The organism is Prochlorococcus marinus XMU1408 (genome assembly GCF_003208055.1).
GTDB lineage: Bacteria > Cyanobacteriota > Cyanobacteriia > PCC-6307 > Cyanobiaceae > Prochlorococcus_B > Prochlorococcus_B marinus_A.
The window spans coordinates 193,139-215,056 of record NZ_QJUE01000005.1 but is presented as its reverse complement, the minus strand read 5'-3'; the positions used below and the strand labels follow the sequence as shown (position 1 = coordinate 215,056).

The window sequence follows — 21,918 nt, the reverse complement described above, 5'->3', positions numbered from 1 at the left end:
GTTAGCAGGCAATCGGCCTTTTAATCATTGCCTTAGTAATTTGATTCTCCAACGTTCTTTTTTTGTTTTGTCGATATCTAAAATTTTAAGCGAACCTTTTTTTTCCAAATGAATTAGGTCTCCAATATTTACTAATTTACTGGGCTGATAATTTAATCTCCAGTTAAGTCTTAAGCAGCCTTGCTTGATTTGAGTTGTTATTTTTGATCTTGACAGCCCAAACCCTGCAGATGCTATGGCATCAATTCTTGTGGAGGCTTCAACGGTATTAATTGTTTTTGCTGCTCTAGTAAAGGGTATCTCCATTTCGCGAATATCTAGAAAATCTATCTTTATGGTGACTTCTCTTAATTTCCCAGTTTTTTCATGCATTAAATTTGCACCTTTTTGCGAACAAATAGCTTGAGCTCCTCTATCTCTAATTAACCAAATATCTCCAATTTCATCTTCATCTAAACCAAGTTCTTTTAATACATTTCTAAAATCATTTGGCTTGGCTCTATCAAAAAGAAAATTTCCTTTTATGTAAATACCTTTTATTGGAATATCTGTAGGTGAAGAATTATTAGGTGCTTCAGATCTCACAAAACATATTTTTTGACGCTCAGCGCTTGGAAACCCTCCGTTGAATGAACAAGTTATGTCATTTAAATTATGAAATTTATTTTTAACTTCCTCTATTAATTGTGCTGAAACAAAAGGTGACCATATAGCTTGCCTTTTGGTTAGTGCTTTTTCTGCATATTCAATCAAAATCTCTAATTCTTTGCGAAAAGGGCTATTAAATAAAATCTTTTCTTTTGGAAGGTGCATGAAAAAAGATTGAAGTTTCTTGTTTAATCTTTGAGTAGTATCGACTTTTTTAATTTCCTCTTTATTTGAGGAACAAAATTCAATATTTAATTTGTACTATTAAGAACTTTGTTTGACTTTTTCCTTTTAAATATTTTTTAAATTAGCACTATTCTTTATCTATCGTTATGATTTCTAGGCTATCTGCTTCTTTCAGGGTTTTCCATGGCAGTTCTATTTCTATAGGTAATTCAAGAATTAATAGCCAAAAACCTTGCTCACTTTTTTTTCGTAGGGCTCTTAAATCATCATCAATGTCTTGGTTTATGCCTCCTGCTGAAAAAAAACTTCCTAACCATCCTGAAATCATTCCTACTAGGCCACCTAAAAGTTTTTCGAATTGATTTGGAAACCCCATGTCGGAAAATGTTTTCAGCTCTGTCATTTGAGAAAAGCTTAATCCTGCAATAAAACCAAAGGGGACTAACCATATTGCTAATGTTTTTTGGCGATCCTTTCGAGCAAGAGTTGGATTCAAAAGCTTGATACTATTAAAATTTGCTTCATTAATAAATATTTCCTCAGAGGGCTCCAGATTTAGATTCTTAGATTCCTTTTCGTTTTTCAATGGCTCTATAAGATCGCAATTCAGGATAGGTGTTTGAGCCTCTTTTAATTTGAGTACTAGCTCTCGAGCTGGTAGCTTTCCCTTTAAGACGATTACGCATGTGGACACGAATTAGCTCCTTGAAATGTTTGGATTTTCAATCCTGCTCAACATAAATCTGGTCAGCGGCAAATAGATCACTAAAGTTCATAGATCGGCACGTTTCTCGCCTTTAATGACGAAAGTTCTTGTTTCTGATCCCATTGATCAAGCAGGTTTAGATATTCTTACTCAGGTTGCTCAGGTTGACCAAAAATTAGGTCTTTCAATAGATCAATTAAAGAATATTATCAGTGATTATGACGGATTAATGATCCGTTCAGGGACTCAAGTTACTTCAGAAGTTATTGCTGAGGCCAAGAAATTAAGAATTATTGGTAGAGCAGGAGTTGGCGTCGACAATGTCGATGTGCCAGCTGCAACTCGGAAGGGTGTATTAGTGGTTAATTCCCCCGGGGGAAACACTATTGCAGCAGCAGAACATGCTTTAGCAATGATTCTTGCATTATCCAGAAATATCCCTCAAGCACACGCAAGTATGTTTTCTGGCTCTTGGGATAGAAAGAAATATGTAGGAAACGAGCTTTATAAAAAAATATTAGGAGTAGTTGGACTTGGCAAGATTGGATCTCATGTCGCAAAGGTTGCAAATGCAATGGGGATGGAAGTGATTGGATTTGATCCTTTTGTCTCTATTGAAAGAGCACAGCAAATGCAAGTTCGATTAAGTGATATTGAGGATTTGTTCAAAGAGTCTGATTATGTCACTCTTCATCTCCCAAGGACTTCTGAAACAGAAAATTTAGTAGATATAAATCTACTAAGAAAAATGAAGCCAACTGCAAGATTGGTGAATTGTGCGAGGGGCGGAATTATCAATGAAAATGATTTAGCAAGTGCATTGGAAGCAAAAGTTATTAAAGGTGCTGCGATAGATGTATATGCAAAAGAACCTTTGACTGATAACTCTCCCTTGCGCTCTGTAAAAGAAGGTTTAGTGCTTACTCCACATCTAGGTGCTTCGACTGTTGAGGCACAACAAAATGTAGCTATTGATGTTGCTGAACAAATTAGAGATGTTCTTTTAGGTTTGCCCGCTCGTAGTGCGGTAAACATTCCAGGTCTAAGTGCTGAAATAATGGATAGTCTTAAACCGCATTTAAAACTTGCGGAAACACTAGGATTATTAGTGAGTCAAATATCAGGTGGACAGATTCAAAAATTAGAAGTACGTTTGCAAGGAGAATTCGCTCAACATCCTTCTCAGCCTTTAGTTATTGCTACATTGAAAGGATTGTTAACGAGTGCATTAGGAGACAAAATTAATTATGTCAACGCATCATTAGAAGCAAAAGGTCGTGGCATTGATGTTGTAGAAATTAAGGATGAGTTGAGTCCAGAGTTCGCTAGAGGTTCTTTGCAGTTAGATAGTTTTAGTGACAAAGGAGGGCACAGTGTTTCTGGTACTGTTTTTGGGGACGGTGATCTTGGAATTACAAGTATTGATGAGTATCCAATAAATTTTGTACCAAGTAGGCACATGCTTTTTACCAGACATAGGGATATGCCTGGAATTATTGGCCAGATAGGATCACTTCTTGGAAAACACAATGTGAATATTGCATCAATGCAAGTTGGTAGAAGGATTGTTAGAGGTGAAGCAGTTATGGTATTAAGCATCGATGATCCTATCCCTTCAGAGTTGCTAGGCTCAATTCTTTCAATGCAAGGAATAAATGAAGCACATTCGGTGACTTTATAATTTGTTAATTGAAAAAGATATAGATCTGCAAAAATCTCAGGTTTCTTGGTTGCGCTTGGAGCAAGAAATTCCACTTGAACTGGAAGATTCTTTTTATTGGCTTTTGAATAATTTAAAAATTCATAGATTCTCTTTTGAGCATGAGCCAGGTAACAATTTTTCCCAAATTTTATTTATATGGCTCCCATTAAATGAGTGGAAAATTAAAGATCGAGATGATCTGGTTCAATCTTTTAACTCTTTGGCAGAACCATTTGAATTAACTTTGCCTGTTTGCAAATGGGTTCAAGTAAAAGATGAAGATTGGAGCTCTACATGGAAAAAAAGCTGGAAACCTGATCCTGTAGGAAAATCAATTTTAATTTTGCCAGCATGGTTAGATCTTCCGGGAAAATTTTCAGGACGCAAGATTATTCGTTTAGATCCTGGTTATGCTTTTGGCACTGGTAGTCATCCATCCACGCGGCTATGTATTGAAGCATTGGATAATGATCCACCAGTGGGTAAAACAATTGCTGATTTGGGTTGTGGCAGCGGAATATTATCTTTAACTGCATTGAAATTAGGAGCAAATAGTACTTATGCTGTTGATACGGATTGTTTAGCAATATCGGCTACTAAAATTAATGCAGATCTAAATGATTTTCCTAAACATCTGCTTAATGTTTCTCTTGGCTCTATTGAGGAACTTGAGGTGAATATCCCTAAAACAAAAATTGATTTGATGCTGTGTAATATTCTTGCACCTGTCATAAAATCATTGGGTCCAGATTTTGAAAAAATTATTGGACATCAAGGTAAAGTTATTTTGTCAGGTTTATTAATTGCACAAATTAAAGAAATTCAAGAATTTTTTTTGCCTCTTGGATGGGAGGTCCTTGAAACTCAAACAAAAGATCAATGGGCTTTGATGGCTTTAACTCGAAAGTTGTCTTAATTTAATAAACTTTAAATTTTTCAAATCTTACGCTTCATGTCATTTTTTAAGATCACTTTTATTAATAAGTTTAGTGGTCTTAAAGAAGTTATTGACATTCCAGATGATAAATATATTCTTGATTCTGCAATTGAACAAAAGATTGAGCTTCCTTTCTCTTGCAGGGCTGGAGCTTGTTCAAGTTGTGTTGCTAAATTAGAAAAAGGAGAGGTTGAGCAACAAGATCAAAGTTTTTTGGACGATGACCAAATAAAAAAAGGTTATATTTTGATTTGTGTGGCATATGCGACTTCTGATTGCACAATTAGAACTCATGCCGAGGAAGAAATGTATTGATATTAAATTTTTCGCTAGATTGTTCTCGTTTTGCTTGCCAAAGATCTCCTTCTTCGCCAACCTCTGGTTTGTGTTCTTACGGGCGCAAAAAAAATTATTTAAGAATTAATTGATTTCAGCAATTTTGCCAAAAGAGGGAGTTCAAAGTCTTATGGATCATGGCTCTATTCATTCAAGTATTGGTGGCCAATTTAGTTTTAGGGTGATAGGACCTTGTTGTCGTTTATATGATCGTGAAGAGTTGCCATGGCCTTGCTGCAGGCTCTCTTGGCACAGCAAAGAGCCCAGTTGGAGAAGAATAGGAAAAAGATTGGTTGCTGATATCGCGGCACAAAAATGTCCTTCATATTCTGTTGAGATTCTTCAACCGGGGATGAAACCAACAAAAACAATTCTGACTTTATTTTCTCTACGTTTAGATTCCTGCATGCAGGAATGGTGGTACAGCAAACATCCACGTTCTAGAGATAGCTCAAATATTTCTCCTCAATTGGCATAAATTCAAGAATTAGAAGGTCTTTCTGCCTTTTTCATTCAACTGAATAATTTTTTTTGGATTTAAAGTGATGAAGATATTAAGCATTTCAGGCATAAGTTCATTCAATTTTAAGTTTTCGAAGGATAATTATAATTAAATAAATTTCAACACAGGGATGAACTTCGACTATCACGCTGTTGCTTCTGCGGCTACTGCTGCTATTCCTTTGGCGGCTGGAGCTGCTGGGGTTGGCTATTTTATATTGCGCCAAAAAGGCTTTGGATTTGGCACCTCACATTTGCTTGTTGGGCTGCCAATGTTTGCAGTCGGAGGAGCGGCAGCAGCTTTCTTTCTTATCACAAAGTGATCACAAGTTAGATCTTTAATTAACCAAAAAAAAAGGGCCTATGGCCCTTTTTTTTGGTTAATAAATTTTAGCTAAATTTATGTACCTGGATTGAAACCTTGTCCTTTGGTTGCAGGAACATATCCGGCAGCTGTAGTGCTACAACCAAGACTATCGGCTGTGTTACCAGTAGCTACTTTACATAGATTTTTTTGTTGACTTCTATCTAATACAGCATCAGTAAAGTCAGCACCATCAATGGTCGCACCATCAAAAATACTTTTTAGTAATTCTGCACCTGTGAGATTGACATTGGTAAGGTTTGCATTGTCAAACCTTGTTGCATAGGCAATAACATTGGTCATGTTTGCACCTGTTAGATCAGAGCCCTTCAAACTTGAGACACTGAAATAAGCCCCAGTGAAATTCGCCCCACCAAGATCTTTTCCTGATAAGTCGTACTTTACATACTCTGTATTTTGTAAGTCCTGACCAGCCAAGCTTGTATCTAAGGCCTCTACAGAAGAAGGGTCGCTGGGATACAGGGCACTTACAGAAAGAGGAGTAATACTGAGACTTACAAGCACAGGTATCAAAACAAAGAGTCTTGTAAGGGACCGTTTAAGAGAAGAAATAAGAGAGTCCATTAATAACGCCAGCGATTGACGGAAGCACCAAACTCGACCATTGTTTCATGTAGTGGCATTTCATAGGCAAAGGGATCAAGAACTGTTGCAGCGTTTTTTTACCTCAATTTGTAAAAAGTCTTTCGCCAACTGGGTATTTGGAAAAATTGCTTTTGCTTCATTAAGCAAATCATTAGGACTTGTTTCATTCATAGGGGTATATCTCGGACTCAAATGAGTCAAAATTAATTGATTTACGTTTGCTTTTTCAGCAATTTGAGCCGCCATGGTGGCAGTTGAATGGCCGCGTTGATAAGCCATATCGGTTTCTTGATAAGCATAAGTAGCTTCATGAATCAATAAATCGGCTTCTCTAGAAATTTCAATTGCGGTTTCTGTATAGACAGTATCTGTGCAATAAACAATGCTAGTCCCAGGCCTAGGAGGTCCGCAAAAATCTTTCCCAGAAAAAATACGTCCATCCTCTAATCGAACTTCTTCTCCTCTTTGTAATGCGGCATATACGGGCCCAGGAGGTATTTTGTGTGATTTCGCCTTGTCTATATTGAATCTGCCTGGCCTGGATTTCTGATCTACTCTGTACGCAAAAGAGGGGATTCGATGCTTTAGTGAAGCTGTTTTGACTTCTAAATCTGAATCTTCAAATAAAATTTTCTTTTCTATTGCTGCGTTTTCAACTGTATTGAACTTTAAAGAATAAGCCAATCTACTTGAACTGTTGTACAAGCAAGCATCAATAAAATTTTTAAGAGGGGCTGGTCCATAAAGCTCAATTCCGGAGCTGCTTCCAGCCAAGCCAATACTTGCTAGAAGTCCTGGTAGGCCATAAATATGATCACCATGCATGTGAGTTATGAATATCTTTTTTATTTGAGATAACTTAAGATTGCTTCTGATGAACTGATGTTGAGTCCCTTCCCCACAGTCAAACAACCACAAATCTGATCTTTGTGGAGGCTTTAGTACCATCGCTGATACGTTTCTAGTTAGAGTTGGAACACCTGAGCTTGTTCCTAGAAAAGTTACTTGCAAGTTTTCTCCTTGTTAAGACATGGTGCCATTCATAGCTTTGACCACTGGTAGATCTTCTTTCTTATAGTCAGAATTAGTACCTAAATTCAATTTTTATTGTGAGCACATCACCTAAAAGTAAGACGGGATGGGCCATAATCTTTGTAGTTATATTTTTCTTCTTTCCATTAAAGGCAACTGCGGCTAATGAGCCGGTAATGCGGGTCTTAATTAGTCAAGAAAATAAGGCAAGATTTAGAGCAGATGGTCTCAAATCTATTTTAGTTAAAGGGATATCTCCTAGACCAAGAAGTATTAAATCTATAGATATAATTTATAGGAATGGAAAAATCTATTATTCTATTAATAATAATTTAGATTCATGGTTTGAATTACCTAAAAGTTTTAATTTAACTATTGAAAATAATGATAAACGTGGAATTTGGTATAAAAATAGAAGATATGCTGGAGGATTAACAGTTTTATTAAATGATCAAAAGTTGCAAGTAATAAATTATCTAAAATTAGAGAAATATTTAAAAAGTGTTGTTGGTAGTGAAATGCCTAAAGAATTTCCACTTGCAGCACTTCAAGCTCAAGCAATAGCTGCTAGAACCTATGCTTTAAAACTTTTAGGTAAAAATAAATTGTTTGATATTCATTCAACTCAAGCTAGTCAAGTTTATTTAGGATTAGAAGCTGAAACACCCAAAATAAATAGGGCAGTTAAAAGCACAAGAAGACTTGCTTTGTTTTATGAGAACAAACTCATAGAAGCAGTTTTTCATAGTAGTTCTGGTGGTAGGACTGAAAATAGTGGTCAAGTCTGGAAGTATCAATTGCCTTACTTAAGAAGTGTCGTTGATTATGATCAAAAAAGTGAAAAATATAAATGGTCCAAAAAAATTACTTCTTCAGAACTGGATAGCCTGTTTACCGATTTGGGTGGATTAAATAGTATTCAAGTTATAAAAAAAAGTAATACTGATAGAGTTTTAAAGGTTAGACTTCATGGACCCTATGGAAATAAAAATATATCTGGTAAAAGCTTAAGACAAAAATTAAAATTACTTAGTAATAAGTTTGAGGTCGATTTGAAATTTAATCAAAAAAGTAAAGATGATAATTTGGATGGAATGAATTATCTTAATAATAAAAATAATTTTAGTTTATATAATGGAATAACTTCTAATTTAGCACCCTTTCCTCTTCCAAAAGTACCAGAAGATTATTTTTTATTGGTTAAGGGTTATGGCGCAGGTCATGGGGTAGGAATGAGTCAATGGGGTGCCAAAGCAATGGCAGAAAGAGGTTCAAGTTTTCGTAAGATTCTAAAACATTATTATAATGGAGTACAAATAAAAGCCTATTAAAAATAATTAAATAACTTTAGTTTCTTATTCTTTTCTTTAGGTATTTTGAGCCTCTATCCAATTGCATTAAATACAACTTTGGGTTTAATTACAAAATCTTTTTCTAAATCTGCAATACCTACGATGTTTTTATTTGGTCCAAATACTAATACCTTTTTATTGCCAGACTTAATATTTTCCTTTTCATTCTTATCTACTAAATTTAATCGTTTAATATTATCCAAAAGTTTTATACTCCTTCCTGAGCGCCAGCTTAAAATTTCTTGTTCAGAACTTAATGTGAAAGAAGGAAGATGTTGAAAAAAAAGATTAGGATTGAGGATTTTTGGCTTATTATTTTCTGCGTAAAACTCTGATTTTTCAGGCAGTAATACTGAATGATTTTCATAAAAGCTATAAGCTTTTGTTCGGCGTAAAATTTTTAAATAAGCACCACAACCAAGTTTAGATCCAATATCTCTTGCTAAGGATCTAATGTATGTTCCTGCTGAGCAGTCAATGTCAACTTTTAACTCACCTTTATTTTGAGACCAGTTTATTAACTTTAAGTCATTTATAGTAATTTTTTTAGGATCTAACTCAAAAGATTCCCCTCTTCTTGCTTTCTTATATGCTCTTTCTCCTTTTAAGTGAACACTAGAAAATATGGGAGGCTTTTGTAATATCTCACCTCTAAAAGTGTCTAATAGATTATTTAACTTATTCTTGCTAATTGTGGGCCAACTTTTGGATCCTATTATCTCGCCTTGCATATCATCGGTGTTAGTTGATGTTCCTAATTGTATGATTCCTGTATATGCTTTAGAGCCTTCTAAATAAGAGATTAATCTTGTCGCATCACCAATGGCTATTGGAAGGACACCCGTAACTGCGGGGTCCAGAGTCCCTCCATGACCAACTTTTTTTATGCCAAATATTTTTCGCAGTCTATTTACGCAATCATGTGAGGTAAGCCCAGCAGGCTTATCTATGACAACAAATCCAAAAGGTTTTTCCAAAACTTGATTGTAGGTTGAAGCTCACATAAAAAGATTGTTCAAGTAACCCTGAACATCTAAAGTTATAACCTAATGTGTTCAGTGAGCCAAATATTATGAACAATTTAGATTTAAGTGTTTCTAGCTTCCTTAAAGATGGCTTTAATTTAAAAAAACACCTAATTAATTTCCTTCAGATTAACAATGATCAATTAGATAAAAGATTACTTAACGGTGTCGATGATTTAGCTGCTCTACACCCAGGCGCGTTTACAAAAAGCGATGCAGGTGATTTTTATGAAGAGAAAGTTGGAGATGCACACTTAATAGATCTAGCATCTTGGCATTTAAACAGTTCTAATTACATAGCAGATACTCTCCGCCTTCAGCAAAAATTTGCCTATGGCAATGTTTTAGATTTTGGTGGTGGTATTGGTACTCACGCTCTTGCGGCCTCATTCTTGCCCGCTGTTGAACATGTTTGGTTTGTGGATCTTAACCCTCAAAATAGAAGTTTTGTAGAGCAAAGAGCTAATCAATTAGGTATCAAAGATCAGATCTCAGTTCATAGAGATTTAGAGAGCATATCTAATGTGATTTTTGATTCAGTTATATGCCTTGATGTGCTTGAGCACCTTCCAGATCCCTCAAAACAGTTAGAGATATTTTTGGAAAAACTTTCTCCCAAAGGAATAGCTTTATTGAATTGGTATTTTTATAAAGGTGAAAATGAAGAATATCCTTTTCATTTTGATGATCCTAATATGATCGAAAAATTTTTCTACACTTTACAATTTAAATATATTGAGATTTTTCATCCTTTTTTAATCACTACCAGAGCTTATAGACCGTTAAAAAAATAAATTAAACAGTAGCTGCAGTAGATATATTAATCCTTTTTCTATTTCTGAGACCTCTACGAATACTTTCAAAATGAACTGAACCATCAGTTAGTGCGAAAAGGGTGTCATCTTTTCCCCTACCCACATTAATTCCAGGAAGAATTGATGTTCCTCTCTGACGAATAAGGATAGAACCAGCTGTTACTTTCTCACCACCATAAGCTTTTACACCAAGTCTTTTGGAGTTTGAATCTCTTCCATTTCTTGTTGATCCAGTACCTTTCTTATGAGCCATGGGTTATAAATATTTAAATTTAATTACTTCCTATTCTACTTTATTAGTAGTGCTTTTGGGATCTTTAGTTTCTTTTGTTCTTTTTGTTTTTGCTCCAACTGATATGGATTGAACTAAAACTCTTGTGAGCTCTTGACGATGTCCATTCTTACGCCTTGTTTTTTTCTTAGGGCGCATTTTATAGACAATGATTTTGGGACCTCTTCGATGTTCTAAGACTTTTATTTCAACTGTCGCGTCTTTAACATAAGGTTTTCCAAGTTTTAAATCTTTGCCATCATTTATTAGAAGAACTTTCTCGATAGTCAAAACATCATTAACTTCTGCATTGCATCGATCTAAATCGTAATATCGATTTGGTTGAAGCCAAAATTGTTTGCCCGATGCTTCAACTATCGCATAAGTTTGGTCTTGAGGAGCTTCCTTTTTAGGGGATGATTTTTTATCAGCCATGATTATTGGTGACACGTTAGGGCTCGAAATTAGTTAAAAAAGGAAGTCTTGACCTCTTTTATTAATTAAAAACGATTAAGCCTTAATCGTAATCGAAAAACAAACTAACATTTTCGCTTTTTGTTGGTTACTTAGTCAAGATCTAAGAAGGACATTTGTTCTTAGGATTTATTGGAGATTTTAAATGAATGCAAGGAAGACATATATTCTCAAGCTTTATGTGGCTGGGAATACGCCAAACTCAATGAGAGCTTTGAACACATTGAGAGAAATATTAGAAAGCGAATTCAAGGGTGTATATGCTCTCAAAGTTATTGATGTATTAAAAAGTCCTCAATTAGCAGAAGAAGATAAAATACTTGCTACTCCAACTTTAGCAAAGATTTTACCTCCACCTGTTCGAAGAATAATCGGTGACTTATCAGATAGAGAAAAGGTTTTAATTGGCTTGGACCTTTTGTATGATGAATTATCAGATCAAGAAATGTTTTATTCTTCCGATAAATAATGAAATTATTAAAACAAGAAGTAAATGAATTCTTAAGTCCAACCGATAACTAAGAGTTTTTTGCTTTTTGTTTATTATGTTTTATATGTAAGAACTTTTATTGTTCTTTTATTAAAAAGATTCGAGTAAAAATGCAGGTTCAAAAACTCCCAACTGGAATAGAGGGCTTTGATGATATTTGTCATGGTGGGTTGCCAAATGCGCGGAGTACTCTTGTTAGCGGAACATCTGGAACGGGTAAAACAGTTTTTTCTCTGCAATATCTTCATCATGGTATATGTAATTTTGATGAACCTGGTGTTTTCGTTACTTTTGAGGAGTCGCCTTTAGATATCATTCGAAATGCTGCAAGTTTTGGTTGGGACTTACAAGAATTAATTGATCAAAATAAACTTTTTATTTTAGATGCCTCACCAGATCCTGATGGACAAGATGTTGCTGGAAGTTTTGATTTATCAGGGCTAATTGAGAGAATTAGTTATGCAATTAGAAAGTTCAAAGCAAAGAGAGTAGCAATAGATTCAATGACAGCAGTTTTTCAACAGTATGATGCTATTTATGTTGTAAGAAGAGAGATCTTTCGATTAATAGCAAGACTTAAAGAAATAGGAGTGACCACTGTTATGACAACTGAAAGAATAGACGAATATGGACCTATCGCTAGATATGGAGTTGAAGAATTTGTTTCTGATAATGTTGTTATTTTGAGAAATGTATTAGAGGCCGAAAAAAGGAGAAGAACCGTAGAAATTTTAAAATTAAGAGGAACCACACATATGAAAGGTGAATTTCCATTTACAATGGGAGCTCAGGGAATAGTTGCGTTTCCTTTAGGTGCAATGAGGTTGACACAAAGATCATCAAATATTCGCATTAGTTCTGGTGTACCCGATTTGGATGAGATGTGCGGAGGTGGATATTTTCAGGATTCAATTATTCTTGCAACTGGGGCCACTGGAACAGGAAAAACTATGTTGGTGTCTAAGTTTGTTGAAGACGCTTACAAAAACAAAGAAAGAACAATACTTTTTGCTTATGAGGAATCAAGAGCACAGCTTCTTCGAAATGCAACCAGTTGGGGCATTGATTTTGAGAAAATGGAAGCAGAGGGATTATTGAAGATCATATGTGCCTATCCAGAATCAACTGGGTTAGAAGATCATCTTCAAATTATTAAATCCGAAATAGGGGAATATAAACCCTCAAGAATGGCAATTGATTCTTTATCTGCATTAGCTAGAGGTGTGAGTTTGAATGCATTTAGGCAGTTTGTTATTGGAGTTACTGGTTACGCAAAACAAGAAGAAATAGCTGGATTTTTTACTAATACTGCAGAAGAATTCATGGGAAGCCACTCAATTACTGATTCCCACATATCAACAATAACTGATACTATTTTGCTATTGCAATATGTAGAAATAAGAGGTGAAATGGCCAGAGCAATAAATGTTTTTAAGATGAGAGGATCCTGGCATGACAAAAGGATTCGAGAGTATATTATTACTAACGAAGGCCCAGAGATTAAAGATTCATTTTCTAATTTTGAGCAAATATTTAGCGGAGCTCCTCATCGTATTAACCCTGAAGAGCAGATTCCTGGTGTATTTAAAACTATTCAATCGAATGAATAGTAATTTTTACTATACTAAAGACTTATCATTTTCAATTTCCCAATTTTTTCTTGCAGACTTTAGTAATAATTGATCAGCATCAGAGTCTTCAAGAGGAAGTTCAAACCAAAAAGTTGTTCCAATATTTGGCTCACTAGCCATTCTTATTTCACTTCCATGTTTATCAACGATACCTTTAACAATTGATAGCCCTAATCCAGTCCCTACTTCAGTATGTACGGAGTCTTCAACTCTATAAAAACGTTCAAAAATTCGTTGTTGATCTATTTCCGAAATACCACAACCTGTATCAGACACCTCTACTCTAATTTTAGGCATTGGAGATAAAATCTCACAATGGGGCGCTTTATTCTCTAGATCAACTGGCGAAGCAACGCATATGTCTGGCCATGTATAGGCCTTTAAATTTATTGTTCCCCCATTTTGACTAAACTTAAGAGCATTGCCGACAAGATTATCTAAAACCTGGAGAATCATATCCCAATTACCTAAAACAAAAGCTAAATTATTTTCTACATTCAGTTTTAATTTGACATTTTTATCCTCAGCATTAAGTTTATAATTTCTTAGGGTTTGTTCCATTGCTTCTTTTATACTTAGTGGTTCAAGTTGGATCGTTCTTCCAGACTCTAATTTGGATAAGTCAAGAACATCATTAACCAAACGAGTAAGTCTATCAGTTTCTGAATTTGCAACACCTAGAAATTCTTTTTGCTCATCTTTAGTAAGCTGTTCTCCTAAGTCATACAAAGTTTCAACATAACTTTTAATATTAAATAATGGCGTTCTTAACTCGTGTGAAACGTTACTAATAAATCTCTTTTGTGCTGCATTTAATTGAACTTCCCTAGTGAGATCTTGAACAGTAACCGCAATCCCTTTGATGTTTTCTCCAGTTGTATCTCTGACAGACTTTAAAACTATACGAAGTGTTCTTGGTGGTTCTTCAAGATTGCATCGCAAGTCATCACTATCTCCAAAGTTATTTAAAAGGGATGTGATTGGTGTCTCAAGTTGTCTTACAAGTAAATCAGGAAGTTGATTTAACAATTTTTGACCTTCAAGATTTCTACCTTCCCATCGGAAGAGTCTTCTGGCCGTAGGATTTACCAAAACGATATTTCCTTGTTCGTCTAGAAGAAGAGCTCCATCTGCCATAGTGGCTATTAAAGACTGCTGTTTGACTTGCGCGGCCTTTAATTCTTCTATGTTGGCTGCATCGTAATCTTCTAATTTAGATGCCATTGCATTAAAACCATTTAAAAGCTCTCCAAGCTCTCCACTCATTGGGAGATCAACTCTTGATTTGAAATTACCTTTTGCAATTTCTCTGACTCCAATAACTAATTCTTTGATCGGGCGAGTAATTGTTAGAGCATTAAATACTGCGCCAATTATTACTAAAACCCATATTGATATAAATACTGCAACAGTAATTTCTCTAGTCAATGCAGCTGTTGCAAGGGCTTTCTTATTGGGTGTTACTCCAAGAGCCAAGGTGCCGAGATATTCGCCCTTCCAAAGCATTGGCACAAAAACATCAGTTACTTGACCTTGTGGTGTTGAATGTTGTCTTACTAATGGAAATTGAGGTTGTTTTTTTAATTCACTAGGTAGTTGTAATTTTCTTGTTAGTTGTAGAGCACTCTCTTCCTCAGGGCCTGAAGTCGTTGCACTTACTGGAATACCAAGCTTTACAAAGCCATCTGGGTCAGTAAAAAAAATGTACCTTAGATTTCTGCTTGAACGCCAGAATTTCTCCGCTACATTAAAGAGTTCTCTCGTTTGGTTATTGGCTACTAATTCGGTAACATTTCCCGATAATAATAATCCTAAATCTCTCGCATATCTTGTATCATTCATCCCAGCATCTTTTTGAATACTACTAAGAGCAAAAAAGGTAATAAGAGTCATTATAAAGCTAACTACTAACGTTCCGAAGGCTAGTAATTTAGACCTTAAATTAAACCTTGACCACCATAAACTTATCGTCTGAAATATACTAAATTCACCTGTAAATATATCATCAATTTCCGATGATAACTTATTATTTTTATTTGAATTTGAATTATTCATTAATGATAATTTATATTTTAATATTCCTAACTTGGTACCCTATATCTTTACGAAAATGCATACCATCAAAGTTGATTTTATCAAGATTTGAGTAGGCTAATTGGAACGCCTTATCGAAGCTTTCTCCTTGAGCTACCACTGAAAGAACCCTGCCTCCATTGGTGATTATATTGTCAAATTCATCGATTGTGGTTCCCGCGTGAAAAACTTGGATTGATTGGTTTGATTCAATATTTATATTTATTCGATCACCTTTTTTGGTGTTTTCTGGATATCCCTTAGATGCTGCAACAACACATGCACTGCACACATCATGAAATGTAAGTTTTGGCGCCTTTTCTAGTTCTCCTCTAGCGCAAGCGAAAAGTACAGATGCAAATTCCTCTCCCATCAATGGCATTAAAGCTTGACATTCAGGGTCACCAAAACGGCAATTAAATTCAATAACTTTTGGTCCAGATGATGTAATCATTAAACCTGCATAAATTACGCCTATATATCTTATTTTCTTTTTTTTCAGACCTTTTAAAGTTGGTATAAGTATTAATTCAGTTAGATCTTGAATATCTTTTTGATTGATTAGAAGAGCAGGTGCATAGGCTCCCATTCCTCCAGTATTTGGACCATTGTCTCCTTCAAGTAATCTTTTGTGATCTTGTGCTGGGGGAAGAACAATTAATTTCTCTCCATCACAAAGAGCAAAAATAGAAACTTCTGGTCCTTCAATTTTTTCTTCAAGGATTATTTTATTTCCTGCAGAGCCAAACTTTCCTGAAAATACGTCGTTGATTGCTTTTTTAGATTGCTCAATGGTTTCACAAACGGTTACACCTTTACCTGCTGCAAGACCGTCAGCTTTTATTACAAGAGGTTGGTTAAATCTGTGAAGAATCTCTAGTGCTTCCACTCTAGAATTTGTAGACCAGTACTTGGCTGTAGGAATATTGTTTTCTATCATTAGAGTTTTAGCCCAGTCTTTACTTGCTTCTAATTGAGCACCTTCTTTACAGGGACCAAAAACTATTAATCCTGCCTCCCGCAATTTATTTGCTAAGCCCTTAGCCAAAGGATCCTCAGGTCCAATAATAACTAAATCAATTTGAAGTCGATTGCACTCCAAAATGATAGTTTTTTCATCTTTAAGTTGTAGGCAAATACATTTTTCAAAGTTTGCTGTCCCCCCATTCCCAGGACAAACGTATATTTGATGGATAGATTGATTTTTTGATAAAGCCCAAGCAATAGAGTTTTCTCTTCCTCCACCTCCTATTATTAATATCCTTTTTAATTGATTTAATCCTTTATGGTTTGGATTCTTTGTCATAGTTTTTGTCTTGCTTTATTGAAAAAGTAGTTTTATTTGACCTTTAAGTACCTTTTAATTATTAGTTAATATATCGTGCTTAAAAAACATTGAGTTGTTGGAATTTTAGTTTTTAAACAAATTTGTTTTGATTGAGGTGATTTTTTTAGCATTGCCAATTTATACTAATTCGATATTGGAGACATTAATGAATCATATCCGTGGATCGCTAATTTATGAAGGGAAGGCAAAAAGAGTTTTTGAGTGTGATAATCCAGAAAGAGTTTTAATAGAGTTCAAAAATGATGCTACTGCTTTTAATGCAAAAAAACGAGCTGAGATAGCTGGGAAAGGTCGCTTGAATTGCAAAATTTCTACGGCTCTTTTTGAATTGCTTGAATTGAATGGGATTTCTACGCACTTTTTAGCACTTCAATCAGAAACATTAATGATTGCGGATAAGGTGAATGTAATCCCTTTAGAAGTTGTTATTCGCAATATTGCCACAGGTTCTTTGTGCAGAGAAACACCTATCAACCAAGGGACAATTTTAAATCCTCCACTTCTTGATTTTTATTATAAAGATGATGAATTAGGCGATCCTATACTTACAGAAGAAAGATTAAAATTGCTAAATTTGATTAGTACTTCTCATTTGAAAGAGATAGAGAAAGTTACTAGAAGTGTAAATAAGATTTTAAAAGAATATTTTGATGCACTTGATTTACTATTGGTTGATTTTAAATTAGAGTTTGGTCTTAACTCTTCAGGAAAACTTGTGATAGCTGATGAAATAAGTCCAGATAATTGTAGATTTTGGGATAAGAAAAATTCTGATCCTAAAGATCGTATCCTTGACAAAGATCGCTTCCGGCAAGATCTTGGGGGGGTTATCGATGCTTACGAGGAGATTTTGAAACGTATTGAAAAAGACACCTCTAAGGCAACTTAATCAAATTATTCATGGCTAGAAATTCATCCGTTTAACTGAATTGATTTAAAATCTATGTTCAAAAAACACTCCAGCTCTAATATTCAACTAATAAGCAAGAATGCATATGCTTTTGCTTTGTTAATACCTTTTATTGGTTTGTTTGAAGAGACTAAAGCATCTAAAATATCCTCTGGTGAATATCAATTCTTTTTTGAAAATAAAAAAATTGAGAATTCTCAACCTTTTCATAAATCGAATGATTATCAATCTAATTTAAATTTTCATGAGTTTTTAATTGCTGAGAAAACTAATCAAAAAGATAAAAATACTACAACTAATGAAAAAAGAGTTTTAATTTCAGAGATAATTATTGAAGGACTTGAAGATCACCCTGATAAAGAACGGCTTGAAGTTATTGCATATGATGCAATGCTAACAAGGCCTGGTAGTAAAGTTACAAGTGAAGAAGTTAAGAAGGATTTAGATCGGATTTATTCAACAGGTTGGTTTTCTGGGGCAAGAATTGAATCCTTAGAAAGTCCTTTAGGAGTTCAACTTTTGATTCAAGTTGAACCCAATCCTATATTAAATAAAATAACTATTTTACCAATAGAGAAAAAGATATCAAATTCAAAATTAAATGAGATTTTTAAAAATGATTATGGTAAAACCTTAAATCTTAATACTCTTCAAATAAGAATTAAAGATATTAAGGATTGGTACAATTCCAATGGCTTTTCATTAGCAAGAATATCAGGACCAAGTCGTGTGACAATTGATGGGATTGTTCAACTTGATATTCAAGAGGGATATATTTCTGGTATTGAGATTAATTTTATTGATGAAGATGGAAATGTAGAAGATGCAGAGGGTAAATTAATCAAAGGAAAAACAAAAAAATGGGTAATTGAAAGGGAATTGATGACTAAGGTTGGAGATGTTTTTAATAGATCTATTTTGGAATCAGATATAAAAAGACTATATTCAACTTCGCTTTTTAATGATGTAAAAGTTACTCTTAAACCAGTTAAGTCTCAACCTGGAAAGATAATAGTTTTATTAGGTATAACAGAACAAAGAACTGGCTCTTTGACTGGTGGTCTTGGTTATAGTGGAGCCCAAGGAGTATTCGGACAGATTGGATTGCAAGAGTCCAATTTGGTGGGGAGATCATGGTCATCAAATATGAATATGACTTATGGCGAATACGGAGCACTTTTAAATTTGTCTTTATACGACCCTTGGATTAAAAATGATAAGAATAGAACATCATTTAGGACTTCATTATATTTAAGTAGAGAAGTTCCTCAAGAATTTAGAAGTCAAAATGGTGGAAGTATTCGAGGGGTTACAGATAGATATGAATCACCTAATTCATTATTAAGTTATGATATTAATCAATTACAAAATTTAGATTTAAATAATAATAATACTTTAATTGAAGTTGGTCCATATACAGATATTACTACTGCCAAGTCATCAGCGTCGCAATTTAGTTGGTTTGATTATGAGGGTGATTCTATTGTCTTAGAGCGAACAGGAGGAGGCTTCTCTTTCGCTAGGCCCTTGAATGGAGGTCAACCTCTCAAAAAGGTTCCATGGAGTGTACTTTTTGGTGCAAATTTTCAGAAAGTCAAGCCAATAGACTATGCAGGAGATAAAAGACCTTATGGCGTTGCATCCACAAATTTTAAAGATGGTAAAGTTCCTGAGAAAGAAGTTATTTGTGTCGCATTTAATTGCGCCACAGAAAATACATTAGTTAGTTTCAAAAGTGCTGTTACTTATAATAATTTAGATAATTCAAGAAACCCAACTTCTGGAGATTATTTAAATATTGGATCTGAACAATTTATTACTTTAGGAGAGAATTCACCAACTTTTAATAGATCTAGGGTTAGTTATTCACGTTTTTTTCCTGTTAATTGGTTGAAGTTTCATAAGGGTTGTCGTCCCAAGCCTGGCGAAAAATCAGATTGTTCGCAATCGGTAGGTTTCCAAGCAAAGGTTGGAACAATTATTGGTGATCTCCCTCCTTATGAAGCATTTTGCTTGGGCGGAACTAGCTCTGTTAGGGGTTGGAACTCTTGCGATCTTGGCGTTGCAAGAAATTATGGAGAGGCAACAGCAGAATACAGATTTCCTATTTGGCGATTAGTATCTGGGGCGATATTTTTTGACGCAGGATCTGATTTTGGTTCTCAATCAAATGTTCCAGGTAAGCCTGGAAAAATTCTTGAAAAGCCAGGATCTGGATTTTCTGTTGGGCCTGGAGCAGTTATTAATACACCTGTTGGCCCAATCCGTATAGAGGCTGCTAGTCAGGATTTCAGTGGGAATTGGCGATATAACATCGGAATTGGTTGGAAATTCTAGTGTTCTCTTTTCCCAAAGATTATGAACAGGGTTGGACTCTAAGAAATGAAATTAAAAAAGATGGTATTGGATTGCATTCAGGACTAAAATGTAGAGTTGTAATTAAGCCAACTCAACTAGCTGGATTTCATTTTTCTTTTTCAGATGACCCTCAGAAAGTTATACCCATAGATATTTCTCAAGTAAGAAATACTCCTTTATGTACAACCCTTGATCTAAAGGGGAAAAAGATATCTACTGTAGAACACCTATTGGCTGCCTTAATTGGTGCTGGATTAACTCATGTTCACATAGAAATAAATGGTAATGAGATCCCCTTACTTGATGGCTCTGCGATTGGTTGGATCGAGGAAATTGAAAAAGTAGGAATGATTAATTCCACGACATCTCCAAGACCAAGGCCAGAAATAACATCCCCAGTTGTTGTTAACAGAGGAGAAAGTGTGATTTTTGCAATACCATCAAAAAAATTGAAATTAATTGGTTCGATTGATTTTTCATACAAGGCAATTGGTCAGCAGATTTTTTCTATTGAGCTGTCACCAAATAATTTTGTTAAAGAAATTGCACCGGCACGAACATTTGGTTTTCTTGATCAATTAGAAGAATTAAAGAAAGCTGGTCTAATTAAAGGGGGAGCACTTGAAAATGCATTGGTTTGTAATGGTGATTCTTGGATTAATCCACCTTTGAGGTTTGCAAATGAACCAGTCCGTCATAAATTGCTTGACTTGATTGGAGATTTAGCTTTTGTTGGATTACCGAAAGCACAAATTTTTGTTTACAAAGGGTCTCACGCTCTTCATGCAGAATTTGCAGCTTCTATTCAAAAGGTATTAATTTAATTAAATCTTATTTTGACTGACATTTCTTCTTCCCAACCTCTTGTTTTAAATAGCGAGCAAATAATGGGGCTTTTGCCACATAGATACCCCTTTGCGCTAGTTGACAGAGTGATAGAACATAACCCAGGAAAGAAAGCCGTGGCAATAAAAAATGTCACACTTAATGAGCCTCAATTTCAAGGTCATTTCCCTCAAAGACCCTTAATGCCAGGAGTCTTAATAGTAGAAGCAATGGCTCAGGTAGGTGGTTTGATTGTGTCTCAAATGCCTGATCTTCCAAAAGGACTCTTTGTCTTCGCTGGCATTGATTCAGTTCGGTTTAGGCGTCCTGTAGTCCCTGGAGATCAATTATTGATAGCTTGTGAATTGATAAGCATCAAAAGGAAAAGATTTGGAAAAGTTAAGGGCGAAGCAAAAGTCGATGATCAATTGGTTTGTTCTGGAGATTTGATGTTCTCTCTTGTGGATTGAAGTGATGAGTGAACTTGATTCATCTGAAAGCTTAATTGAAGATGACAAAGTTAATATTCATGATTTTGCAGATGTCTCTTCGAAGGCTGAACTTGGGAAAGGTGTATGTGTAGGTTCAGGTTCTGTAATTGGTCCAGATGTAATTGTTGGTCCTAATACCTGGATAGGACCAAATGTAACCATCGAGGGGAGAGTGAATATAGGCTCAAATAACAAGATTTTCCCAGGAGCTTGTATTGGATTAGAACCACAAGATTTGAAGTATACAGGTGATTCTACAAGCGTATTAATTGGAGATAATAATACTTTTAGAGAATGTATAACTATTAATAGAGCTACTTTTGAAGGAGAGCAGACGATAGTTGGAAATCAAAATTTATTAATGGCGTATTCACATTTAGGACATAATTGTGAAATTGGAAACAATATAGTCATAGCTAATAGCGTGCAGATTGCAGGTCATGTTTGTATTGAAGATCGAGCTGTTATTGGAGGTTGCTTGGGGATACATCAATTTGTTCATATTGGTTATTTAGCTATGGTTGGAGGCATGACAAGAGTTGATAGAGATGTTCCTCCATATTGCTTGGCAGAAGGTCATCCTGGAAGAATGAGGGGACTAAATAAAGTTGGAATTAAAAGGAAAAGTTTAGATAAAGAAAATAAAGAAGAATATATACAATTGAAAAGAATTTGGAACTTATTATTTAAATCTGAATATGTGATTTCTGATGGTTTGAAAATTGCAAGACAAGAGAATTTATTAGAGTCTTCCGCAAGGTTATGTGGATTTGTAGAACTCTCTATTGAAAAAGGTCGAAGAGGTCCAATGCCTTCTTTGATGCAAGCTAAATAATA

Annotated in this window: 23 protein-coding genes; 14 read left to right on the top strand and 9 right to left on the bottom strand. The window is 34.9% G+C overall.

Translation table 11 applies throughout. The annotated features are described in order from the left end of the window. Nucleotides 1-24: 24 nt before the first annotated feature. Both DNJ73_RS07555 and DNJ73_RS07550 read right to left on the bottom strand, forming a co-directional pair. A complete protein-coding gene (locus DNJ73_RS07555) occupies nucleotides 25-813 on the bottom strand; it encodes a photosystem II S4 domain protein (RefSeq protein WP_158467096.1) in 789 nt (262 codons plus the stop codon). Between the two features lie 148 nt (nucleotides 814-961). Further along, a complete protein-coding gene (locus DNJ73_RS07550; protein ID WP_158467095.1) occupies nucleotides 962-1,528 on the bottom strand; it encodes a hypothetical protein in 567 nt (188 codons plus the stop codon). A gap of 106 nt (nucleotides 1,529-1,634) precedes the next feature. Here DNJ73_RS07550 and serA point away from each other — a divergent pair, with 106 nt between their 5' ends. The 5 genes from serA (at nucleotide 1,635) to DNJ73_RS07525 (ending at nucleotide 5,339) form a co-directional block, all read left to right on the top strand. Continuing rightward, a complete protein-coding gene (gene serA / locus DNJ73_RS07545; RefSeq protein WP_158467094.1) occupies nucleotides 1,635-3,221 on the top strand; it encodes a phosphoglycerate dehydrogenase in 1,587 nt (528 codons plus the stop codon). Between the two features lies 1 nt (nucleotide 3,222). Next, nucleotides 3,223-4,158 carry a 50S ribosomal protein L11 methyltransferase gene (gene prmA / locus DNJ73_RS07540; RefSeq protein ID WP_158467093.1) on the top strand — a complete coding sequence of 312 codons (936 nt, stop codon included), beginning with the start codon at nucleotides 3,223-3,225 and terminating at the stop codon, nucleotides 4,156-4,158. A gap of 36 nt (nucleotides 4,159-4,194) precedes the next feature. Beyond that, nucleotides 4,195-4,494, top strand: coding sequence for a 2Fe-2S iron-sulfur cluster-binding protein (locus tag DNJ73_RS07535; RefSeq protein WP_158467092.1), 300 nt, complete (start codon nucleotides 4,195-4,197; stop codon nucleotides 4,492-4,494). Between the two features lie 151 nt (nucleotides 4,495-4,645). Further along, entirely contained in the window at nucleotides 4,646-4,993 is a 348-nt protein-coding gene (locus tag DNJ73_RS07530; protein ID WP_187152637.1) for a hypothetical protein, read from the top strand. 154 nt (nucleotides 4,994-5,147) lie between these two features. Further along, on the top strand, nucleotides 5,148-5,339 hold the full coding sequence (locus DNJ73_RS07525; protein WP_158467090.1) for a hypothetical protein: 192 nt from the start codon (nucleotides 5,148-5,150) through the stop codon (nucleotides 5,337-5,339). Between the two features lie 77 nt (nucleotides 5,340-5,416). Here the strand turns inward: DNJ73_RS07525 and DNJ73_RS07520 are convergent, their stop codons facing one another. Continuing rightward, a complete protein-coding gene (locus DNJ73_RS07520; protein WP_158467089.1) occupies nucleotides 5,417-5,965 on the bottom strand; it encodes a pentapeptide repeat-containing protein in 549 nt (182 codons plus the stop codon). A gap of 75 nt (nucleotides 5,966-6,040) precedes the next feature. Further along, nucleotides 6,041-6,997 carry a ribonuclease Z gene (rnz, locus tag DNJ73_RS07515; RefSeq protein WP_158467088.1) on the bottom strand — a complete coding sequence of 319 codons (957 nt, stop codon included), beginning with the start codon at nucleotides 6,995-6,997 and terminating at the stop codon, nucleotides 6,041-6,043. A 98-nt stretch (nucleotides 6,998-7,095) separates the two neighbouring features. Here rnz and DNJ73_RS07510 point away from each other — a divergent pair, with 98 nt between their 5' ends. After that, complete coding sequence (locus tag DNJ73_RS07510; protein ID WP_158467087.1) at nucleotides 7,096-8,349, top strand: SpoIID/LytB domain-containing protein; 1,254 nt, start codon at nucleotides 7,096-7,098, stop codon at nucleotides 8,347-8,349. 53 nt (nucleotides 8,350-8,402) lie between these two features. On the opposite strand, the gene truB is transcribed toward DNJ73_RS07510, so the two are convergent. Then, nucleotides 8,403-9,347 (bottom strand): tRNA pseudouridine(55) synthase TruB, encoded by a 945-nt coding sequence (gene truB, locus DNJ73_RS07505; RefSeq protein ID WP_158467086.1) that lies wholly within the window; start codon nucleotides 9,345-9,347, stop codon nucleotides 8,403-8,405. A gap of 95 nt (nucleotides 9,348-9,442) precedes the next feature. Here truB and DNJ73_RS07500 point away from each other — a divergent pair, with 95 nt between their 5' ends. Next, nucleotides 9,443-10,189 carry a class I SAM-dependent methyltransferase gene (locus DNJ73_RS07500; RefSeq protein ID WP_158467085.1) on the top strand — a complete coding sequence of 249 codons (747 nt, stop codon included), beginning with the start codon at nucleotides 9,443-9,445 and terminating at the stop codon, nucleotides 10,187-10,189. A 1-nt stretch (nucleotide 10,190) separates the two neighbouring features. Here DNJ73_RS07500 and rpmA read toward each other — a convergent pair whose 3' ends face one another. Both rpmA and rplU read right to left on the bottom strand, forming a co-directional pair. Next, nucleotides 10,191-10,463, bottom strand: coding sequence for a 50S ribosomal protein L27 (rpmA, locus tag DNJ73_RS07495; protein ID WP_158467084.1), 273 nt, complete (start codon nucleotides 10,461-10,463; stop codon nucleotides 10,191-10,193). Between the two features lie 30 nt (nucleotides 10,464-10,493). Then, entirely contained in the window at nucleotides 10,494-10,916 is a 423-nt protein-coding gene (rplU, locus tag DNJ73_RS07490) for a 50S ribosomal protein L21 (RefSeq protein ID WP_158467083.1), read from the bottom strand. Between the two features lie 184 nt (nucleotides 10,917-11,100). Here rplU and kaiB point away from each other — a divergent pair, with 184 nt between their 5' ends. Next, nucleotides 11,101-11,424: a circadian clock protein KaiB gene (kaiB, locus tag DNJ73_RS07485; protein WP_158467082.1), complete on the top strand. Its 324-nt coding sequence runs from the start codon at nucleotides 11,101-11,103 to the stop codon at nucleotides 11,422-11,424. A gap of 131 nt (nucleotides 11,425-11,555) precedes the next feature. Then, on the top strand, nucleotides 11,556-13,055 hold the full coding sequence (kaiC, locus tag DNJ73_RS07480) for a circadian clock protein KaiC (RefSeq protein ID WP_158467081.1): 1,500 nt from the start codon (nucleotides 11,556-11,558) through the stop codon (nucleotides 13,053-13,055). Between the two features lie 9 nt (nucleotides 13,056-13,064). Here kaiC and DNJ73_RS07475 read toward each other — a convergent pair whose 3' ends face one another. Together DNJ73_RS07475 and purD are read right to left on the bottom strand one after the other, a co-directional pair. Then, nucleotides 13,065-15,131: an ATP-binding protein gene (locus DNJ73_RS07475; protein WP_158467080.1), complete on the bottom strand. Its 2,067-nt coding sequence runs from the start codon at nucleotides 15,129-15,131 to the stop codon at nucleotides 13,065-13,067. A 10-nt stretch (nucleotides 15,132-15,141) separates the two neighbouring features. Next, nucleotides 15,142-16,455, bottom strand: a complete 1,314-nt coding sequence (gene purD / locus DNJ73_RS07470; RefSeq protein WP_158467079.1) for a phosphoribosylamine--glycine ligase — start codon at nucleotides 16,453-16,455, stop codon at nucleotides 15,142-15,144. A 187-nt stretch (nucleotides 16,456-16,642) separates the two neighbouring features. On the opposite strand from purD, the gene purC reads away from it, so the two are divergent. From purC to lpxA, 5 genes are all read left to right on the top strand, one after another. After that, complete coding sequence (gene purC / locus DNJ73_RS07465; RefSeq protein WP_158467078.1) at nucleotides 16,643-17,386, top strand: phosphoribosylaminoimidazolesuccinocarboxamide synthase; 744 nt, start codon at nucleotides 16,643-16,645, stop codon at nucleotides 17,384-17,386. A gap of 54 nt (nucleotides 17,387-17,440) precedes the next feature. Continuing rightward, a complete protein-coding gene (locus tag DNJ73_RS07460; protein WP_158467077.1) occupies nucleotides 17,441-19,744 on the top strand; it encodes a BamA/TamA family outer membrane protein in 2,304 nt (767 codons plus the stop codon). Next, nucleotides 19,744-20,589: a UDP-3-O-acyl-N-acetylglucosamine deacetylase gene (gene lpxC / locus DNJ73_RS07455; protein ID WP_158467076.1), complete on the top strand. Its 846-nt coding sequence runs from the start codon at nucleotides 19,744-19,746 to the stop codon at nucleotides 20,587-20,589. The genes DNJ73_RS07460 and lpxC overlap by 1 nt, the downstream gene beginning before the upstream one ends. A 63-nt stretch (nucleotides 20,590-20,652) precedes the next feature. Then, nucleotides 20,653-21,060, top strand: coding sequence for a 3-hydroxyacyl-ACP dehydratase FabZ (gene fabZ / locus DNJ73_RS07450; RefSeq protein WP_158467271.1), 408 nt, complete (start codon nucleotides 20,653-20,655; stop codon nucleotides 21,058-21,060). A gap of 4 nt (nucleotides 21,061-21,064) precedes the next feature. Next, nucleotides 21,065-21,916: an acyl-ACP--UDP-N-acetylglucosamine O-acyltransferase gene (gene lpxA / locus DNJ73_RS07445; protein ID WP_158467075.1), complete on the top strand. Its 852-nt coding sequence runs from the start codon at nucleotides 21,065-21,067 to the stop codon at nucleotides 21,914-21,916. Nucleotides 21,917-21,918 lie beyond the last annotated feature (2 nt).